Genomic DNA, 17,405 nt, shown 5'->3' on the forward strand with positions numbered 1-17,405 from the left:
CCGCTACGTGATTGAGTTTCATAACGTTCATAAAACTTACCGGGTTGCCGGTAAGGACATTCCCGCGCTGCACTCCACCAGTTTGCGTGTTGAGAGCGGCCAGGTTTTTGGCCTGATTGGCCATTCCGGTGCGGGTAAAAGTACATTGCTGCGCCTGATCAACCGCCTCGAAACCCCGAGCGGCGGTCAGATCATCGTCGACAACGAAGACGTGACGGCCATGGACGCCAACGGCCTGCGGCGTTTTCGTCAGCAAGTCGGGATGATCTTCCAGCACTTCAATCTGCTGGCGTCCAAGACCGTTGCCGACAACGTAGCGATGCCTCTGACGCTGGCTGGTGAATTGTCCCGCAGTGAAATCGACCGACGTGTTGCCGAACTGCTGGCACGCGTTGGCCTGTCAGATCACGCCAAGAAATACCCGGCGCAGCTTTCAGGCGGCCAAAAACAACGCGTCGGCATTGCCCGCGCGCTGGCCACCAAGCCCAAAGTATTGCTGTGCGACGAGGCCACCAGCGCCCTGGACCCGCAAACCACGGCGTCGGTGTTGCAATTGCTGGCCGAAATTAACCGCGAACTGAAGCTCACCATCGTGCTGATCACCCACGAGATGGATGTGATCCGCCGGGTGTGCGACGAAGTGGCGGTGATGGACGCTGGCGTCATCGTCGAGCAAGGCCCGGTGTCACAGGTGTTCTTGCACCCTAAGCACCCGACCACCAAGCGTTTTGTGCAGGAAGACGAGCAGATCGACGAAAGCGAACAGCGCGACGTTTTCGCCCATGTGCCGGGCCGCATCGTGCGCCTGACCTTCCAGGGCGAAGCGACCTACGCGCCGTTGTTGGGCACCATCGCCCGCGAAACCGGCGTCGACTACAGCATCCTGGCTGGCCGTATCGACCGCATCAAAGACACCCCGTATGGGCAACTGACCCTCGCCATCACCGGTGGCGACATGGAAGCAGCTTTTGCACGCTTTACAGCGGCTGACGTACATATGGAGGTGCTGCGCTGATGGACACTTTAGTGAGCTTTTTCGCCAACATTGATTGGCTCGAAATCTGGCTGGCTACAGGCGACACCATGATGATGCTCGGCGGTTCGCTGCTGTTCACCATCCTGCTCGGCCTGCCGCTGGGCGTGCTGCTGTTCTTGTGCAGCCCGCGCCAACTGTTCGAACAGAAAGCCGTCTACGCCTTGCTGTCGCTGGTCGTGAACATTTTGCGTTCGCTGCCGTTCATCATCCTGCTGATTGTGATGATCCCGCTCACCGTTCTGATTACCGGCACCTCGCTGGGCGTCGCAGGTGCCATTCCGCCACTGGTGATCGGTGCTACGCCGTTCTTCGCCCGTTTGGTGGAGACCGCCCTGCGCGAAGTCGATCGCGGGATCATCGAAGCCACACAGGCAATGGGCGCCAGCACGCGTCAGATTATTACCAGCGCGTTGCTGCCTGAAGCGCGGCCCGGCATCTTTGCTGCGATTACCGTGACCGCGATTACGCTAGTGTCCTACACCGCCATGGCCGGTGTGGTTGGCGCCGGTGGCCTGGGTGACCTGGCGATTCGTTTCGGTTACCAACGTTTCCAGACCGACGTGATGATTGTCACGGTGGTGCTGTTGCTGATTCTGGTGCAAATTCTGCAAACCGTTGGCGATCGGCTGGTGGTGCACTTTTCGCGCAAGTAAGCTCGACCTCTCGTTAATAAACGTAACCGCCAGCACGCGCTGGCAAACACCTGAAATCAGGTGTTAACAAGGAGTTGCTGAATGAAGAAGTTATTTGCTGCTGTGGCCGCTGTGGCGGCATTTTCGGCACACGCGGGCGACCTGTCGGTAGCGGCGACCCCGGTGCCTCACGCAGAGATCCTGGAATTCGTGAAACCTGCACTGGCCAAAGAGGGTGTAAACCTCAAGGTCAAAGTCTTCACCGACTACATCCAGCCTAACGTGCAGGTGGCCGAAAAGCGTCTGGACGCTAACTTCTTCCAGCACCAGCCGTACCTGGACGAGTTCAACAAAGCCAAGGGCACCGACTTGGTCAGCGTTGCGGCCGTTCACCTTGAGCCGCTGGGCGCTTACTCCAGCAAATACAAAAAGCTTGATGAACTCAAAGACGGCGCCACCGTGGTGATCCCGAACGACGCCACCAATGGCGGCCGTTCGCTGTTGCTGCTGGACAAGGCTGGCCTGATCAAGCTCAAGGACTCGACCAACATCCTGTCGACGCCCAAAGACATCGTTGAAAACAAGAAAAACCTTAAATTCCGCGAACTGGAAGCAGCCACCATTCCTCGCGTGCTGACCCAGGTTGATCTGGCACTGATCAACACCAACTACGCGCTGGAAGCCAAGCTGAATCCGGAAAAAGACGCGCTGATCATCGAAGGCAGCGACTCGCCTTACGTGAACATTCTGGTTGCACGCCCGGATGACAAAGACTCCGAAGACATGAAGAAACTGGTTGCTGCCTTGCACACACCAGAAGTGAAAGCCTTCATTCTTGAGAAGTACAAAGGCGCCATCGTTCCAGCGTTCTAAGCACTCCCTGTAGCCGCTGCCGCAGGCTGCGATAAAGGCCCCTTCACTATTTCGGGGTCGCTACGCAGCCCATCACAGACTGCGGCAGCGGCTACATTGTTTTGCCATCGCCTCACTTCCTCTCGACCAACCCCGGCAACTGGGCAATCATTTTCTGATTGTTGAACGGGGCGCGGATGAAACCTCGCTGAGTACCGTCCGGGCCGATCAAAGCCAGGTTACCGCTGTGATCAACGGTGTAATTGGGCTTGCGGGTATCGGCAGGGATAAACGGAATGCTCACGGCATTGGCCAATGTTTGCAGCTCTTCGACTGAACCCGGCGTCAGGCCCACAAACTGCGGATCGAAATAGCCCAGGTACTGCTTAAGTTGCTGGGGGGTATCGCGGTTTGGGTCGACACTGACCAGCACGATTTGCAATTTGTCCTGCACCTCTTTCGGCAGCTCGCTTTTGATCTGACGCAGCTGCGCGAGGGTGGTTGGGCAAATGTCCGGGCAGAAGGTGTAACCAAAAAACAGCAGGCTCCACTTGTCTTTAAGCTCGTTCATAAGCACGGGCTGGCCATCCTGATTGGTCATTTTTATGGCTGGCAGATGGCGGCTTTGCGGCAGCAAAATAATCCCGGCATCAATCAGTGCCGTGTTATTGCCCTGGTTTGTGCTCGACATCAGGCTGTTAAACACCACCCCCATCACCAACGCCAACAACGCAACTAAAATGAAAACGGTTTTTTGGGTTCTAGTCATAAGTTCAACGCTACGTAGTGGTTGATAAACAACGTGAAATACAGCGTACGTGAAGATGATGATCGCGGTATGCGGCGCAGTGCCACGGCAAAACCTGACTCCCGCGACAAATGGCACTCACTGCCCGATCACAAAATGAATAACAATACGCCCCCTGAAAAAAAGTCCTTCCTTTGTTGAGGGCTATTTTTGAAGCTTTCCCTTGGTTCAGCGCCCTCCTGGAGTTCCCATGAACACCGTCGCCATTCGCGCGCAGATCCTGCGTGCCCAAGACCTTGAGGCCGAAACAGGCCTGCTTACCAAGCATCTGACCGTTCAACTCCCACACCTTCACAAGGCGATTCAGCTGCCTGAAGTGGAAAAGAACGCAGTGCTGACCCGCTTTATCAACGCCTATATCGAGCAGGTGCCTGACTTGCTTGATGCCGCCCATGACGTCGCTCGCGAAGCCGGTATCGAATCACAAATCAAACCGGTGCTGAAAATTGCAGAACATTTTTTTGTTCAGCCGCCCGAGCTGCTCAATGGTCACGAAGGGCTTGAAGGCCTGCTGGATGAAGCCTATCTGGCACACCGGCTGGTCGAAGAAGTGAACGATCTGTACATCAAGCACTTTAAGCAGCCACTGATTCCGCTGGACATGACCGTGGCCAACTTGATTGCGCACCAGTTGATTGGTGAAGACTTTGCCAACCAGCTCGACGAAGCCGTGCATCACGCCGTCGACCAGATGCTCAATGATGAAAGCTTTGCTCTGGAGTCAGTCGAAACCTACCGCGAGCGCCTGACCAGCCCGCAAACGGGTGCCGCCTGGAAACGCTGGCCATGCCTGTCCAAGCAACTGGGCGTCGAACTGGCGCTGTAACCAGGTAGCCGCTGCCGCAGACTGCGATAAGGCCGCAAGGGTCTTAACATCAGGGTTGCTGAGCAACCCATCACAGCATTCGGCAGCGGCGACAGCATTTTGCTGGTTTTAAAACCGCGCTTTAGGCGTCGCACTCGGGATCGGATTGGTCCCGTCCAGCGGCAGGAAGCAGCCTTTATCAGCGTCGTAAGCTTTGATCTCGCTGGTCTCGATGTCGTAGACCCAACCATGAATGAACAAATGCCCGCTGGCCATGCGCGACGCCACGGATGGGTGAGTGCGCAAGTGTTGCAGTTGGGCGATGACATTCTCTTCCGTCAGCACGTGCATGCTTTCGGATTCATTGGCGCAGTTGCAGTTGTCCTGGACCATGGTTTTCGCGACTTCAACATGGTGTAGCCAAGCTTTTACCGTCGGCATCTTTTTAAGGGTGCCGGGGTTAAGCACGGCGCGCATCGCGCCACAATCCGAATGCCCGCAAATGATGATGTGTTGCACGCCGAGTGCCAGCACTGCGTACTCAATGGCGGTCGAAACGCCCCCGTTCATTTGCCCGTAAGGCGGCACGACGTTGCCGACGTTACGCGTCACGAACAAATCGCCGGGGGCACTTTGAGTGATCAGCTCTGGGACAATGCGCGAGTCGGCGCAGGCAATAAACATCGCACGAGGGCTTTGCGCCGTGGCGAGTTTTTTGAAGAAGGCTTCTTGTTCAGGGAAGATTTCGTGATGGAAATGTAAAAAACCATCAACGATATGGTGCAAGGCTGCATCAGCGCTTTCGGCGGGTGAAGGGCTGGCGGTAGAGGCAGTGAGTTGTGGTTTCTGCTTGTCGCTCATATGAATCCCCTGGGCAAAGTGGCACAGAATATTACACGCTCATCCCCTAAAACTGTAGCCGCTGCCGCAGGTGGCTATAAGGGCCGCAGTCCCTTCACCAGCGGGTCGCTGCGCACGCGATCGCAGCCTGCGGCAGCGGCTACAGAATCATGAGGAAATTTCGGCCAGCGCCTGGGCAGCCTCAGTTAACTCCAGCTCGTTGAATACCTGAACCCCGGCCGCGCTGAGCAACGCAGCGGTCACGCCCTGGCCTTCGACTTTGGTCCCGCTGAACGTGCCGTCATAGGTCAACCGATTGCCGCAAGACGGGCTGTTGGCCTTGAGGACAGCAATACGAATGTTGTGTTGCTTGACCAGCGCCAGCGCCTGATTGGCACCCGACACAAACGCCTCGGTCACGTTCTCACCCTCGGTGGTGATCACCTGAGCGCTGCCGTTGAGCACATCAAGCCCTTGGCCACCGGGGATTTCAGCCGCTGCGCGCGGTATCGGCAAACCACCCGCCACTTCGGGGCACAAGGCAATCACTCGACCTTCGTCCTGCCACTTCGCCAATTGGTCATAAGGGCCACTGGCCCCAGCGTCGTAGCGCACGCGATGACCCAACAGGCACCGACTGATCAATACTTTAGAACTCATACAAGCACCTCGGTGGCTCGCCGACGGAACCAGCCGGTCAACGACAGGCGGTCACGCGTGGCGGGCATCACTTCATGGGGGATTTCCCCAGAGAGAAAGACCACCAGGCAACCACCTGTTGGCAGCACGTCGTAATCGACGCCACCCTCAAGGTACATGCGCAAATGGCCGCCGTGCTCTGGCAGCCAGGCCTGATTGAGGTACACCACCGCCGAAACCATGCGCCGGTCATCATCACGAAAACGGTCCAGGTGCTTGAGGTAAAAGGCGCCGGGTGGGTAGAGCGCGAAGTGACTCTCAAAGTCCTCCAGGCCCAAAAAAAGCCTGCGATTCATGGCGATTCGCAGGCTTTCCATCAACCCTAGATAACTGTCGCAGGCTAGGGCTTCTCCCGGCTCCAGCCATTGAATATGGTCGCCGCGAATACCCTCACGGACCTCTTGCGCCGGTCCACGCCCCACTGCAGCCGGGGTCAATTCCCCCTGGGCGGAACGTTTACGGCACTCAGCCGCCAGTTCGAGAGTCAAAGCCTCGGGCAGAAAGATGTTTTGCTGTGACCAACCCTGTGCATACAGGTCGTCGACGATGCGTAGCAACAGCGGGTGATCAGTGGGTATTTGCATGCCGCGCATAATATCGACACGCCTTAAAATCTGACAGCTCCGTCTAGCCGGACACCTAGAAATATTTCAGTTGGTCATTTAAAGCCTTTGGTGCAAGACGAATTCTCGACAAGTCCTACGCCACACCCGGACAATAGCGCCCTGCTGACAGGAGTCCTTCATGCGCCGCTTGTTTTTACTGTTAATGATGTTCTGTACGTTACCCGCATGGGCAGACAACCTCGATGACCTGTTCGCCGTCGCTGGCTGGCCCGAGCAACGCGCGCATTTCAATGACGCCCTCACCGCCGCCCAGGAACGCTACCGCAACAACTTGCCCCCTGCGGTTTATCAGGCACTGGTCAATAACAGCAGCCAGCGTTTTGCCGCTGACGCTATGGATCGACGGGCCAAGGCGCAAATGCGCAAACACTTACCCAACCCCAACCCGGCACTGGCTTTTTTCCAGTCCCCGCTGGGGCGCAAAATTGTGGCCGCCGAACTCCTGGCCACCCGTCGTGATCAGCTGGCCAAGTACGCACAAGGCTTGCCGCGCATTGAAGCCAGCGCCACCCGTCAGTTGCTGATCAACCATTTATCCAACGCCTTGCCTGCGCGTGAGGCGGGCGCGGAAGTGACGCTCGCCATTGCCGGGGTCGCCGCTGATAGTTTGAGCTCGATGATCCCTGGACTGCTGGGCAGCGGCCAGTCTCAAAGCATGTTGAATGGTCAGCGCCAGCGGCTGATGGAGCAAATCGCCGGCGAACTGGATAACACCTTGCTCTTTGTGTACCGCGACTTGTCTGATCCGGAGCTTGAAGAATTTGCCACCTTCGCTGAATCGACGGACGGCAGATCCTATTACCAGGCTGCGCTGGCAGCGATCAGGGCAGGGCTGGCGGTGGGCCAAAGCACGTCTAGCCTGACCCAATAACCCGCGCGTTAAACCAGCACTTGCCGGGTACTGGCGATGTACTCATGCACCAACTTCTCGGCGCTGGGATGAATCATCTCCACCGGACGACGGCCATTGGGGCAGGGCAAGGTCGGTGTGGTGCCGAACAGACGGCAGATTAGCGGGCGCTCTTCATACACCGTGCAACCGTTTGGTCCCAGGTGCACACAGTTCAACTCGTCCATCGCTGCTTCTTGCTCGGCAGCCGTTTTACGCGGCAGGCGGGCCATTTCTTCAGATGACGTGGTCACAGGCCCACAACAATCGTGGCAGCCCGGCACGCAATCAAATGAAGGGATTTGCTGCCTGAGAAAGCGAATTTTGTGACTGTTACAGCTCATCCACGGCTTCCCGGCTTTGAAAAAGGGCCCAGAGTCTGCCTGAAATCCCCCGCCCTAGACAGCACCGTACGGCTGTTCTTGCCCCTCGGGATTGGCACGGCTTATGCTCCGTAAAATTTTCCAAACATAAATAATCAGGATTACGCACATGAGCGCCCCGGATCAGCGCAGCCAGCACACCGCTTCTTATTACGCCGCCAGCAGCCTGCCGCAGCCCGACCATCCGGTGTTGCAAGGTGAGCGGGTGGCGGACGTGTGTGTGGTCGGGGGTGGTTTTTCCGGGCTCAACACGGCGCTGGAACTGGCTGAGCGCGGCATGAGTGTCGTCCTGCTCGAAGCCCACAAAATCGGCTGGGGCGCCAGCGGACGTAACGGCGGGCAACTGATTCGCGGCGTCGGTCATGGCCTGGATCAGTTCGAAGGGGTGATCGGTAAAGAGGGCGTACGGCAGATGAAACTGATGGGGCTGGAGGCGGTGGAAATCGTTCGCCAGCGCGTCGAGCGTTTCAACATTGCCTGCGACCTGACTTGGGGTTACTGCGATCTGGCCAACAAACCTCGCGACCTTGAAGGCTTTGCCGAAGAGTCCGAAGAGCTGCGTGGTCTGGGCTATCGCCATGAAACCCGACTGCTGCAAGCCAACGAAGTGCGCAGCGTGGTGGGCTCGGACCGCTATGTCGGCGGCTTTATCGACATGGGCTCGGGCCACCTGCACCCGCTTAACCTCGCGCTGGGCGAAGCCGCCGCTGCGGCGCAACTGGGCGTGCAGTTGTTTGAAAACTCCACCGTCACGCGCATCGATTACGGCCCCGAAGTGCGCGTACACACCGCCCAAGGATCGGTGCGGGCCAAAAGCCTGGTACTGGGCTGCAACGCTTACCTCAAGGACTTGAACCCGCAACTCAGTGGCAAGGTGCTGCCGGCGGGCAGTTACATCATCGCCACCGAGCCGTTGAGCGAAGCCCAGGCCCACGCCTTGCTCCCGCAAAACATGGCGGTGTGCGATCAGCGCGTGGCACTGGATTACTACCGGTTGTCGGCTGACCGCCGTTTGCTGTTCGGCGGCGCATGTCATTACTCGGGCCGCGACCCGCAAGACATTGCCGCCTATATGCGGCCCAAGATGCTGGATGTGTTCCCGCACCTTAAAGACGTACGAATTGATTACCAATGGGGCGGCATGATCGGCATCGGTGCCAACCGCTTGCCGCAGATTGGTCGCCTGAGCGATCAACCCAACGTGTATTACGCACAGGCGTACTCAGGCCACGGAGTGAATGCCACGCACCTGGCGGGCAAGCTGCTGGCCGAGGCCATCAGTGGCCAGCACAGCACGGGGTTTGACCTGTTTGCCAAAGTCCCGCACATCACCTTCCCTGGGGGCAAATACCTGCGTTCGCCCTTGCTCGCGCTGGGCATGCTGTGGCACCGCCTGAAAGAACTGGGCTAACTAAAAAACCCCGTGGGAGCTGGCTTGCCAGTTCCCACAAGGTCACACGTCGCGCACAATTTTGTGCTCATGGACGCCAAAACGGTTTGCAGCCTTCGTGCCGAGCCATTTCGGCACTCAACCCCACGTCCCGCAGTTGCTGCGCGTCCAGCTTAAGCAAGTCACGGCGGGTACGGGCGCGGTGCCAAAACAAGCCCCAACGACCCAGACCGTTGGGCACCCTGACGATTTGACGGGTCTCGTGCTCGGCCAGCAATTGCGGGCCGTGCAGCGTCAGACGTTCATCGCTCAAACCATTCATCGCGCAGCTCCTTTTGACTCCATTGCTTGGAGTCAGCATCATGGCCTTGCGCCGAAAACCATGACAGATTCAGCAATACGCTTTTACTTGCATACAGATAACCGCTTTTACGGGCTGAATCCTCCGTTTTTGCCCCATCTGTACTGGTCGCCCTTTCGAGAGTCCTGCTATGACCCTTTACGTTAATCTCGCCGACCTGCTTGGCACACGCATCGAACAGGGGTTTTATCGACCGGGCGACCGCCTGCCTTCGGTGCGGGCGTTAAGCGCCGAGCACGGCGTGAGTTTAAGCACGGTGCAGCAAGCGTATCGGCTGCTGGAGGACAACGGCCTCGCTTCGCCGCGGCCCAAATCAGGCTACTTTGTGCCGATGGACCGCGAACTCCCAGCCTTGCCGGGAATGGGCAAACCGGCGCAACGGCCGGTTGAGATTTCGCAGTGGGAACAGGTACTGGAGCTAGTGCGCTCGGTGCCACACAAAGACGTGATTCAGTTGGGGCGTGGCATGCCGGACGTGACCACGCCCACCATCAAGCCGCTGTTGCGCAGCCTGGCGCAGATCAGCCGCCGCCTGGACTTGCCTGGTCTGTATTACGACAACGTATACGGGGTACTGGCCCTGCGCGAGCAACTGGGGCGCTTGTTACTCGACTCAGGCTGTCAGTTGGGGGCGGACGACTTGGTGATCACCACCGGCTGCCATGAAGCGCTGTCGTGCAGCATTCGGGCGGTGTGTGAGCCGGGGGACATTGTGGCGGTCGACTCACCGAGTTTTCATGGCGCCATGCAAACCCTCAAGGGGCTGGGCATGAAGGCGCTGGAGATCCCCACCGACCCGCTGACCGGTATCAGCCTCGAAGCCCTGGAGCTGGCGTTGGAACAGTGGCCGATCAAGGCCATTCAGCTCACGCCCAGTTGCAACAACCCGTTGGGCTACATCATGCCCGAGTCGCGCAAGCGAGCGCTGGTGACGCTAGCGCAGCGCTTCGACGTGGCGATTATCGAAGACGATGTGTATGGCGAACTGGCCTACACCTACCCGCGCCCGCGCACCATCAAGTCATTCGACGATGATGGCCGGGTGTTGCTGTGCAGCTCGTTTTCCAAGACATTGGCGCCCGGCTTGCGAGTGGGCTGGGTCGCGCCCGGGCGTTATCTGGAGCGGGTGCTGCACATGAAATACATCAGCACCGGCTCTACGGCACCGCAGCCGCAGCTGGCCGTTGCCGATTTCTTGAAAAACGGCCATTTCGAACCGCACTTGCGCAAGATGCGCACCCAATACCAGCGCAATCGCGACGTGATGCTGGGCTGGGTCAGTCGCTATTTTCCTGCCGGCACCCGCGCCAGCCGTCCTCAAGGCAGCTTTATGCTATGGCTTGAGCTGCCGGAAGGGTTTGACAGCTTGCGTCTCAACCGCGCACTGCTGGGGCAAGGGGTGCAAATTGCCGTGGGCAGTATTTTTTCGGCTTCGGGCAAGTACCGTAACTGCTTGCGAATGAACTACGCTGCCAAACCTACGCAACAGATTGAAGACGCAGTGCGCAAAGTCGGCGCAACAGCCAGCACGCTGTTGGCTGAAGCCGCTGATCACTAAACGGGGCGCCACACGTTGAAATCACTGTGCATGTTGCTGTTTGCGTTGTGCCTTGGGGGTTGTAGCACGTTGGAAGTAAACCGCGCACCGAGCCAGGCGCTGCCAGCCTCGGACTCAGCCTTTGGTCGTTCGATTCAGGCGCAGGCGGCAGCCTATCAAGGCCGTTCCGGGTTTCGTTTGCTGCCCAACAGCAGCGAAGCGTTCAGGGCGCGCGCCGAGCTGATACGCAACGCGCAAACCAGCCTCGACTTGCAGTACTACATCGTCCATGACGGTTTGAGCACGCGCATGCTGGTGGATGAGTTACTCAAGGCCGCAGATCGCGGCGTGCGGGTGCGTATCCTGCTCGACGACACCGCCAGCGACGGCCTGGACGACATCCTGGCAACCCTCGCGGCCCATCCCAACATCCAAATCCGCCTGTTCAACCCCTTGCAACTGGGCCGCAGCACCGGCGTGACCCGCGCCGTCGGCCGACTGTTCAACCTTTCGCGCCAGCACCGGCGCATGCATAACAAGCTATGGCTGGCCGACAACAGCGCGGCGATTGTCGGCGGGCGCAACTTGGGCGATGAGTATTTCGATGCCCAGCCTGATTTGAACTTCACCGACATCGACCTGCTCAGCGTCGGCCCTGTGGCCGAGCAGCTGGGGCACAGCTTCGATCAATACTGGAACAGCGCGCTGAGTCAGCCGATTGGCGATTTTGTGTCTTCGCGCCTGTCGCATCGAGAATTGTCCGAAGCGCGCGCGGCACTGCAAGCGTCGCTGAAAAAGTCGAAACGGGCCAACCAAGCGTTGTTCCAGCAATTGGCTGCCTATGAAACCCACCCACAGATGGACGTGTGGCGCAAAGAGCTGATCTGGGCCTGGAACCAGGCGCTGTGGGATGCGCCCAGTAAAGTGCTGGCCAAGGACGAGCCCGACCCGCATCTGCTGCTGACCACCCAACTGGCTCCCGACCTCGCGAGCGTCAACAAAGAGCTGATATTGATTTCGGCGTACTTTGTGCCGGGCAAAACCGGGCTGGTGTACCTGACAGGCCGCGCAGATGCCGGGGTCGATGTGCGATTGTTGACCAACTCGCTGGAAGCCACCGACGTGCCTGCCGTGCATGGCGGCTACGCGCCGTACCGCAAGGCGCTGCTGGAGCACGGGGTCAAGCTCTATGAACTGCGCCGCCAGCCGGGCAGTACGGGTGGCAGCGGGTTGCACCTGTTTCATCCAGGCATGAGTTCGGACTCAAGCTTGCACAGCAAGGCGATGATCTTCGATCAGCAAAAGTCGTTTATCGGCTCGTTCAACTTCGACCCGCGCTCGGGGTTGTGGAACACCGAAGTCGGCGTGCTGGTCGACAGCCCTGAACTGGCCGCAGAGGCGCGCAAGCTGGCCCTGCAAGGCATGGCGCCAGCGCTGAGTTATGAGCCCACGCTTGAACAGGGGAAGATCGTCTGGGTGACTGAAGACAACGGCCAGATGCACACCCTGACCCGAGAGCCGGGCAACTGGTGGCGCCGGCTGAATGCCTGGGTCAGCAAAACCGTGGGCCTGGAGAAAATGTTGTAATTTTTACTCATACGCAGGCTGGCTGGGTACATATCCCTTTCATGCGCAACGGCTTTTTACCGGTTCCGGCCTTACGCCGCGGGCACGCCGCGATCGGCCAGCTAGGCTGCAGTGGGCTCGGCGCCAAATGCACCCTGGCGCAGCACCAATATCACCAGGCCAAAGGCCCCGGCAGCCATGAACAGTGGCAAGGCATGCCCACTGATCCACTGGCTGCCTGCGCCAGCGGCTAATGGCCCGATCAGGCAGCCAATGCCCCACAACTGCGCGACGTGCGCGTTAGCCCGCACCAGTGCGTCGTCGCGATAGCGTTCGCCAATCAAAATCAACGACAAGGTGAACAACCCCCCCGCGCTGGCGCCAAAGATCACCCACAACGGCCAGATCAACAGGGTGTTGAGCAAGAATGGCACCGCCAGGCTCGACAGCATCAGCAGCACGGCGCAGCCGGTAAACAGTGATCGCCGGGACAGGCGATCGGCCAGCGCGCCAATCGGCAGTTGCAACAAGGCATCGCCCACCACCACGGTGCTGACCATCGCCAGTGCGATGTCGGCGGTGAACCCTTGGCGCAGACAGTAGACGGGCAACAATGTCAGGATCATCGCCTCAAAAGCTGCAAACAGCGCTACAGCCCACGCAATAGCGGGCAGCCCCCGGCAGAACTCCAGCAAATCCTTGAAGGTGACGCGGTACGCTTCGGTGACCGGTGCGCCGTCACGTCCCAGCAACAGCAAGGGCGCCAGGGTCAGCAGTGCCACGCCGATCCAGAAACCGTAGTCGTCCTGCGAACCCACGACGCCCAGCAGCAGCGGCCCGGACAGTTGGCTCAGGGCATATGAGCAGCCATACAGCGCCACCAACCGACCGCGCCATTGCTCGACCACCAGTTGGTTGATCCAGCTCTCGCCGAGAATAAAAATAACCGTGAGCACGACGCCGATCAGCAGCCGTAATATCAGCCACACCGGGTAGCTGGGCAATAATGCCAGCAACCCGATCGACAGGGCTCCGCACCACAGGCACAAACGCATCAGGCCGGGCGTGCCAAAGCGCGCCGCAAGCTTGCTGGCCACGCTGGCCCCGACCAGTACGCCAATAGCAGGCATGGCTGCCATCACGCCAATCGCGAACCCGCCATAGCCCCAGCTTTCGAGCCGAAATGACACCAGCGGCATGCTCACGCCCAGCGCCAGGCCGACGCTGAGCACCGAGGCCAGCACGGCGAAATAAGTCGCCCAACGCATGTATGTGCTCCTGTGGATAACCCATCTTGTTGTCATAAAACCACTGTGGGAACGGGCTTGTCCGCGAATCCGACACCCCAGTCTGATCGACAGACTGAGGTGACTTCATCGCGGGCAAGCCCGCTCCCACAGTAGAGTGCTGCGTTTAGGGTATTACAGCTTGATCCAGGTGGACTTCAGCTCGGTGTACTTGTCAAAGGCGTGCAGCGATTTGTCACGACCGTTACCCGACTGCTTGAAGCCACCAAACGGAGCGGTCATGTCGCCGCCATCGTATTGGTTGACCCAAACGCTGCCAGCGCGCAGGGCTTTGGCGGTCAGGTGAGCCTTGGAAATATCCGCGGTCCAGACCGCAGCAGCCAGGCCGTAGGGCGTGTCGTTGGCAATCTGGATCGCTTCGGCAGCGGTGTCGAAGGCAATCACCGACAGCACGGGGCCAAAGATTTCTTCCTGAGCGATTTTCATGGCATTGCTGACGCCGTCGAAAATAGTCGGCTCAACGTAGGTGCCACCGGTTTCCTGCAGGATTTGGTTCCCGCCAGCCACCAGTTTTGCGCCTTCGCTGTGGCCAGACTTGATGTACGACAGCACAGTGTTCATTTGCTGCGTGTCGACCAGTGCACCCACGGTGGTGGAAGGGTCTAGCGGGTTGCCAGGCTTCCAGTCTTTGAGAGCGGCGATGACCAGAGGCAAGAAGGTGTCTTTGATCGAACGCTCGACCAGCAGACGCGAACCGGCGGTGCAGACTTCGCCCTGGTTGAAGGCAATGGCGCTGGCAGCCGATTCAGCAGCAGCTTGCAGGTCGGGAGCATCGGCGAAGACGATGTTCGGGCTCTTGCCACCGGCTTCGAGCCAGATGCGCTTCATGTTGGATTCGCCGGAGTAAATCAACAATTGCTTGGCGATTTTGGTCGAACCGGTGAACACCAGCGTATCGACGTCCATGTGCAAGGCCAGGGCCTTGCCGACGGTGTGGCCGTAGCCCGGCAGCACGTTCAACACACCTGCTGGAATGCCGGCTTCAACCGCCAAAGCAGCGATGCGGATGGCCGTCAGCGGGGATTTTTCGGACGGCTTGAGGATGACCGAGTTACCGGTCGACAGCGCAGGGCCAAGTTTCCAGCAGGCCATCATCAACGGGAAGTTCCACGGCACGATGGCAGCGACTACGCCGACCGCTTCACGGGTCACCAGACCCAGTTGGTCGTGCGGGGTAGCTGCGACTTCATCGTAAATCTTGTCGATGGCCTCGCCGCTCCAGCTCAGGGCACCGGCGGCACCCGGCACGTCGATGTGCAGGGAGTCGCTGATTGGCTTGCCCATGTCCAGGGTTTCAAGCAGGGCCAGCTCTTCGGCGTTTTGCTTAAGCAAACCGGCAAAGCGGATCATGGCAGCTTTACGCTTGGCCGGAGCCAAACGCGACCAGACACCCGATTCGAAGGTTGCGCGCGCATTTTCGACAGCGCGCTGGGCGTCTGCCGCATCGCAACTGGCAACCTTGCCCAGCAAACGGCCATCGACCGGGCTGAGGCACTCGAATGTTTCATTGGAGACCGCGTCGGTGTATTCACCGTTGATGTAGGCGCGACCTTCGATTTTCAGCTGTTGGGCCCGTTGTTCCCAGTCAGCACGCGTCAGGGTGGTCATTCGAGTGTCCTCCACTTTTATTGAAATACATTCGCCACAGCCTTTTTAGCGTGGCGTGTCAGGAATGCTGTCCAATCTTCTAGCGTGATCGGCACGAGGCATGCGCCACCCTAAACCAGTGGCCCAGGGACTTTCAATATATTTGACACTGTGGTCGCAAACGCCATGGCTTGTTCGTTTTAATAAACATAGACTTTGGCTTTCCTGGCTACTCACACTGCAATTTCGGGGGGACAAAAACAATGAGCATCAAGAACGTCGTCGACTTCAGCACCGCCAACACCCAGGCCGAACGCTACCATCTGCCCCCGGAAAAGGTCATGAAGGGTAATCCCGAGCAAGTTCTGCATAACCATTACGCCAGCCCATGTGGACAGTTGAACGCCGGCATGTGGGAAAGCGACGTTGGCCAATGGGATGTGAATTTCACCGAGCACGAGTACTGCGAGATCTTGCAGGGAGTTTCGGTTTTGCGTGACAGAGAAGGTAACGCCAAGACCCTGAGAGCCGGTGATCGCTTTGTCATCCCGGCGGGTTTCAAAGGCACATGGGAAGTGCTGGAGCCTTGTCGGAAAATGTACGTGGCATTTGAGCAGAAAGTCTAAACGACTGTTCCTGAGCGCTTGAAGCCCTGCTTTCGGGAGATGGCAGGGCTTTTTTGTTTTGGCTCTGGCATTAGCGGCACTCAACTATTTGAAATACCTCGAGCCGTTCTGAAAAACGCATTTGAGCCATGCTTTGAGAACGGGGCACGAGGTGCTCATCAAATGAGCCGGTGTTGCCAGTCAATGCTGCATTTAAATCGAATTCACATCTTCACGGCTGATAAACACAGGCAGGGAGCCTTTATGAGTTTTCAATACAAGCAAGCGTACAGTTTCAGAGTGGAGCTTTACTGGCGTGACAGGCACGAAGGTGACGACACGTTGCATCGAATAGGCGCGAGCTACGATGCCAGCACCCCTTTTAAAACCAACGACGGCTGGTTATTTGCAGGTAAAGACAACTACACCAAGTACAACAACGTAGTGCGCGTCAGAGAGGTCATGAAAATGGACTTCTGGTTCGGCTGCTATGTTGATGATGGGTTCTATGGTTATGACGTGCGTGCTATCTGCCTGACAAAGGAGGAGCTCTTTTATGGCGCGCGAATCGATACCAGTCGTAATGGATTTCTGGGGTTGTACATCGCAGAAAACGACAGACGAGGACCGTATGACAAAGAACTGTGGAGGCTGGATGAAGTCGATCCCGCGTCGATCAAGGCAGGTGAGTGGCTTTACAACATGAGATTCAGGAACTCAGATGACGTGGTAGCCCACAGGAAGTACCAGGACGGATTCCCTTATCTGGTCTGCAGTGGTGAGGGTTTTCACGGCCTCAGTGCACGGGTAATACAAACCGGGCAGCCGTACCCATATTAATTCAGCCCGGAGCTGCTTGTTCGGGACAAGGATGACCCCATTGGTTTGAAAAATGCTGCGCGCGCATGCATGTCAAAGGACTGACATTCAGACGCAACAAAAAAGCCCCGGCTCGTGAGAGTCGGGGCTTTTTTGTAGAAGAAAAACCAATTACTTGATTTTTGCTTCTTTGTAGATCACGTGCTTGCGAACCCGCGGATCGAATTTTTTGATTTCGATTTTGTCCGGAGTGGTGCGCTTGTTCTTATCTGTGGTGTAGAAATGGCCTGTACCAGCGCTCGACACCAAACGGATCAATTCACGCATGATTAGCTCCCTTAGATCTTGCCAGCGCGACGGATTTCGGCCAGCACGACAGTAATGCCACGCTTGTCGATAATACGCATGCCTTTGGCAGATACGCGCAGACGCACGAAACGTTTCTCTTCTTCAACCCAGAAGCGGTGATGCTGCAGGTTCGGCAGGAAACGACGACGGGTTTTGTTATTTGCGTGGGAAATGTTATTCCCAGTCACCGGCCGCGTACCGGTAACTTGTCAGACTCTCGACATGCCTCGGCCCGCTACAGCCACATGCGCGGCCCGGCATGGGGTGGCCGGTTGGGCTCTCAGTCGTTTGGCGCTGGGCGCGGCGGGGCTGTAG

General features: G+C 58.1%; 19 protein-coding genes and 1 pseudogene. 10 read left to right on the forward strand and 10 right to left on the reverse strand.

Going from position 1 to position 17,405, the window contains the following annotated elements:
• The first annotated feature begins 7 nt into the window (after nt 1-7).
• The 3 genes from ACIQYF_RS04175 (at nt 8) to ACIQYF_RS04185 (ending at nt 2,541) form a co-directional block, all read left to right on the forward strand.
• Complete coding sequence (locus ACIQYF_RS04175) at nt 8-1,015, forward strand: methionine ABC transporter ATP-binding protein (protein ID WP_402857141.1); 1,008 nt, start codon at nt 8-10, stop codon at nt 1,013-1,015.
• The gene (locus ACIQYF_RS04180) at nt 1,015-1,689 is read left to right on the forward strand and encodes a methionine ABC transporter permease (protein WP_402857142.1); all 675 of its coding nucleotides are present in this window, start codon (nt 1,015-1,017) and stop codon (nt 1,687-1,689) included. Before ACIQYF_RS04175 ends, ACIQYF_RS04180 begins: the two co-directional genes overlap by 1 nt.
• An 81-nt stretch (nt 1,690-1,770) precedes the next feature.
• The gene (locus ACIQYF_RS04185; RefSeq protein WP_402857144.1) at nt 1,771-2,541 is read left to right on the forward strand and encodes a MetQ/NlpA family ABC transporter substrate-binding protein; all 771 of its coding nucleotides are present in this window, start codon (nt 1,771-1,773) and stop codon (nt 2,539-2,541) included.
• Between the two features lie 112 nt (nt 2,542-2,653).
• On the opposite strand, the gene ACIQYF_RS04190 is transcribed toward ACIQYF_RS04185, so the two are convergent.
• Nucleotides 2,654-3,289, reverse strand: a complete 636-nt coding sequence (locus tag ACIQYF_RS04190) for an SCO family protein (RefSeq protein WP_402857146.1) — start codon at nt 3,287-3,289, stop codon at nt 2,654-2,656.
• Between the two features lie 229 nt (nt 3,290-3,518).
• Here ACIQYF_RS04190 and ACIQYF_RS04195 point away from each other — a divergent pair, with 229 nt between their 5' ends.
• Entirely contained in the window at nt 3,519-4,154 is a 636-nt protein-coding gene (locus ACIQYF_RS04195) for a hypothetical protein (RefSeq protein WP_402857148.1), read from the forward strand.
• A gap of 108 nt (nt 4,155-4,262) precedes the next feature.
• Here ACIQYF_RS04195 and ACIQYF_RS04200 read toward each other — a convergent pair whose 3' ends face one another.
• From ACIQYF_RS04200 to ACIQYF_RS04210, 3 genes are all read right to left on the reverse strand, one after another.
• Entirely contained in the window at nt 4,263-4,994 is a 732-nt protein-coding gene (locus tag ACIQYF_RS04200; RefSeq protein WP_402857150.1) for a carbonic anhydrase, read from the reverse strand.
• Between the two features lie 147 nt (nt 4,995-5,141).
• Nucleotides 5,142-5,633, reverse strand: a complete 492-nt coding sequence (locus tag ACIQYF_RS04205; protein WP_402857152.1) for a DUF523 domain-containing protein — start codon at nt 5,631-5,633, stop codon at nt 5,142-5,144.
• Nucleotides 5,630-6,265 carry a 2OG-Fe(II) oxygenase gene (locus tag ACIQYF_RS04210; protein ID WP_402857154.1) on the reverse strand — a complete coding sequence of 212 codons (636 nt, stop codon included), beginning with the start codon at nt 6,263-6,265 and terminating at the stop codon, nt 5,630-5,632. Before ACIQYF_RS04210 ends, ACIQYF_RS04205 begins: the two co-directional genes overlap by 4 nt.
• Before the next feature lie 151 nt (nt 6,266-6,416).
• Between ACIQYF_RS04210 and ACIQYF_RS04215 the strand changes: the two genes are divergently transcribed.
• Nucleotides 6,417-7,169 carry a hypothetical protein gene (locus ACIQYF_RS04215; RefSeq protein WP_402857156.1) on the forward strand — a complete coding sequence of 251 codons (753 nt, stop codon included), beginning with the start codon at nt 6,417-6,419 and terminating at the stop codon, nt 7,167-7,169.
• A gap of 8 nt (nt 7,170-7,177) precedes the next feature.
• Here ACIQYF_RS04215 and ACIQYF_RS04220 read toward each other — a convergent pair whose 3' ends face one another.
• Nucleotides 7,178-7,531, reverse strand: a complete 354-nt coding sequence (locus ACIQYF_RS04220; RefSeq protein WP_016782682.1) for a YkgJ family cysteine cluster protein — start codon at nt 7,529-7,531, stop codon at nt 7,178-7,180.
• A gap of 148 nt (nt 7,532-7,679) precedes the next feature.
• Between ACIQYF_RS04220 and ACIQYF_RS04225 the strand changes: the two genes are divergently transcribed.
• Nucleotides 7,680-8,981 carry an NAD(P)/FAD-dependent oxidoreductase gene (locus ACIQYF_RS04225; RefSeq protein WP_402857158.1) on the forward strand — a complete coding sequence of 434 codons (1,302 nt, stop codon included), beginning with the start codon at nt 7,680-7,682 and terminating at the stop codon, nt 8,979-8,981.
• A gap of 67 nt (nt 8,982-9,048) precedes the next feature.
• Here the strand turns inward: ACIQYF_RS04225 and ACIQYF_RS04230 are convergent, their stop codons facing one another.
• Entirely contained in the window at nt 9,049-9,282 is a 234-nt protein-coding gene (locus ACIQYF_RS04230; protein WP_402857160.1) for a DUF1127 domain-containing protein, read from the reverse strand.
• Nucleotides 9,283-9,451: 169 nt separating this feature from the next.
• Between ACIQYF_RS04230 and ACIQYF_RS04235 the strand changes: the two genes are divergently transcribed.
• Both ACIQYF_RS04235 and ACIQYF_RS04240 read left to right on the forward strand, forming a co-directional pair.
• Nucleotides 9,452-10,879, forward strand: coding sequence for a PLP-dependent aminotransferase family protein (locus ACIQYF_RS04235; protein ID WP_402857162.1), 1,428 nt, complete (start codon nt 9,452-9,454; stop codon nt 10,877-10,879).
• A 30-nt stretch (nt 10,880-10,909) separates the two neighbouring features.
• Nucleotides 10,910-12,445, forward strand: coding sequence for a phospholipase D family protein (locus tag ACIQYF_RS04240; RefSeq protein WP_402857188.1), 1,536 nt, complete (start codon nt 10,910-10,912; stop codon nt 12,443-12,445).
• A 101-nt stretch (nt 12,446-12,546) separates the two neighbouring features.
• Here the strand turns inward: ACIQYF_RS04240 and ACIQYF_RS04245 are convergent, their stop codons facing one another.
• Together ACIQYF_RS04245 and ACIQYF_RS04250 are read right to left on the reverse strand one after the other, a co-directional pair.
• Nucleotides 12,547-13,692, reverse strand: a complete 1,146-nt coding sequence (locus ACIQYF_RS04245) for an MFS transporter (protein ID WP_402857164.1) — start codon at nt 13,690-13,692, stop codon at nt 12,547-12,549.
• 153 nt (nt 13,693-13,845) lie between these two features.
• Nucleotides 13,846-15,339 carry an aldehyde dehydrogenase gene (locus ACIQYF_RS04250; RefSeq protein WP_402857166.1) on the reverse strand — a complete coding sequence of 498 codons (1,494 nt, stop codon included), beginning with the start codon at nt 15,337-15,339 and terminating at the stop codon, nt 13,846-13,848.
• A 242-nt stretch (nt 15,340-15,581) separates the two neighbouring features.
• On the opposite strand from ACIQYF_RS04250, the gene ACIQYF_RS04255 reads away from it, so the two are divergent.
• The gene (locus tag ACIQYF_RS04255) at nt 15,582-15,944 is read left to right on the forward strand and encodes a cupin domain-containing protein (RefSeq protein WP_402857168.1); all 363 of its coding nucleotides are present in this window, start codon (nt 15,582-15,584) and stop codon (nt 15,942-15,944) included.
• Between the two features lie 243 nt (nt 15,945-16,187).
• A complete protein-coding gene (locus ACIQYF_RS04260; RefSeq protein ID WP_402857170.1) occupies nt 16,188-16,763 on the forward strand; it encodes a hypothetical protein in 576 nt (191 codons plus the stop codon).
• Nucleotides 16,764-16,913: 150 nt separating this feature from the next.
• On the opposite strand, the gene rpmG is transcribed toward ACIQYF_RS04260, so the two are convergent.
• Both rpmG and rpmB read right to left on the reverse strand, forming a co-directional pair.
• Nucleotides 16,914-17,069: a 50S ribosomal protein L33 gene (rpmG, locus tag ACIQYF_RS04265; RefSeq protein ID WP_003437824.1), complete on the reverse strand. Its 156-nt coding sequence runs from the start codon at nt 17,067-17,069 to the stop codon at nt 16,914-16,916.
• Nucleotides 17,070-17,080: 11 nt separating this feature from the next.
• A pseudogene (gene rpmB / locus ACIQYF_RS04270) lies at nt 17,081-17,299 on the reverse strand (50S ribosomal protein L28); the annotation flags it as partial.
• Between the last annotated feature and the right edge of the window lie 106 nt (nt 17,300-17,405).

The sequence above is a fragment of the Pseudomonas sp. NPDC096917 genome, from assembly GCF_044762555.1.
Taxonomy (GTDB): Bacteria; Pseudomonadota; Gammaproteobacteria; order Pseudomonadales; family Pseudomonadaceae; genus Aquipseudomonas.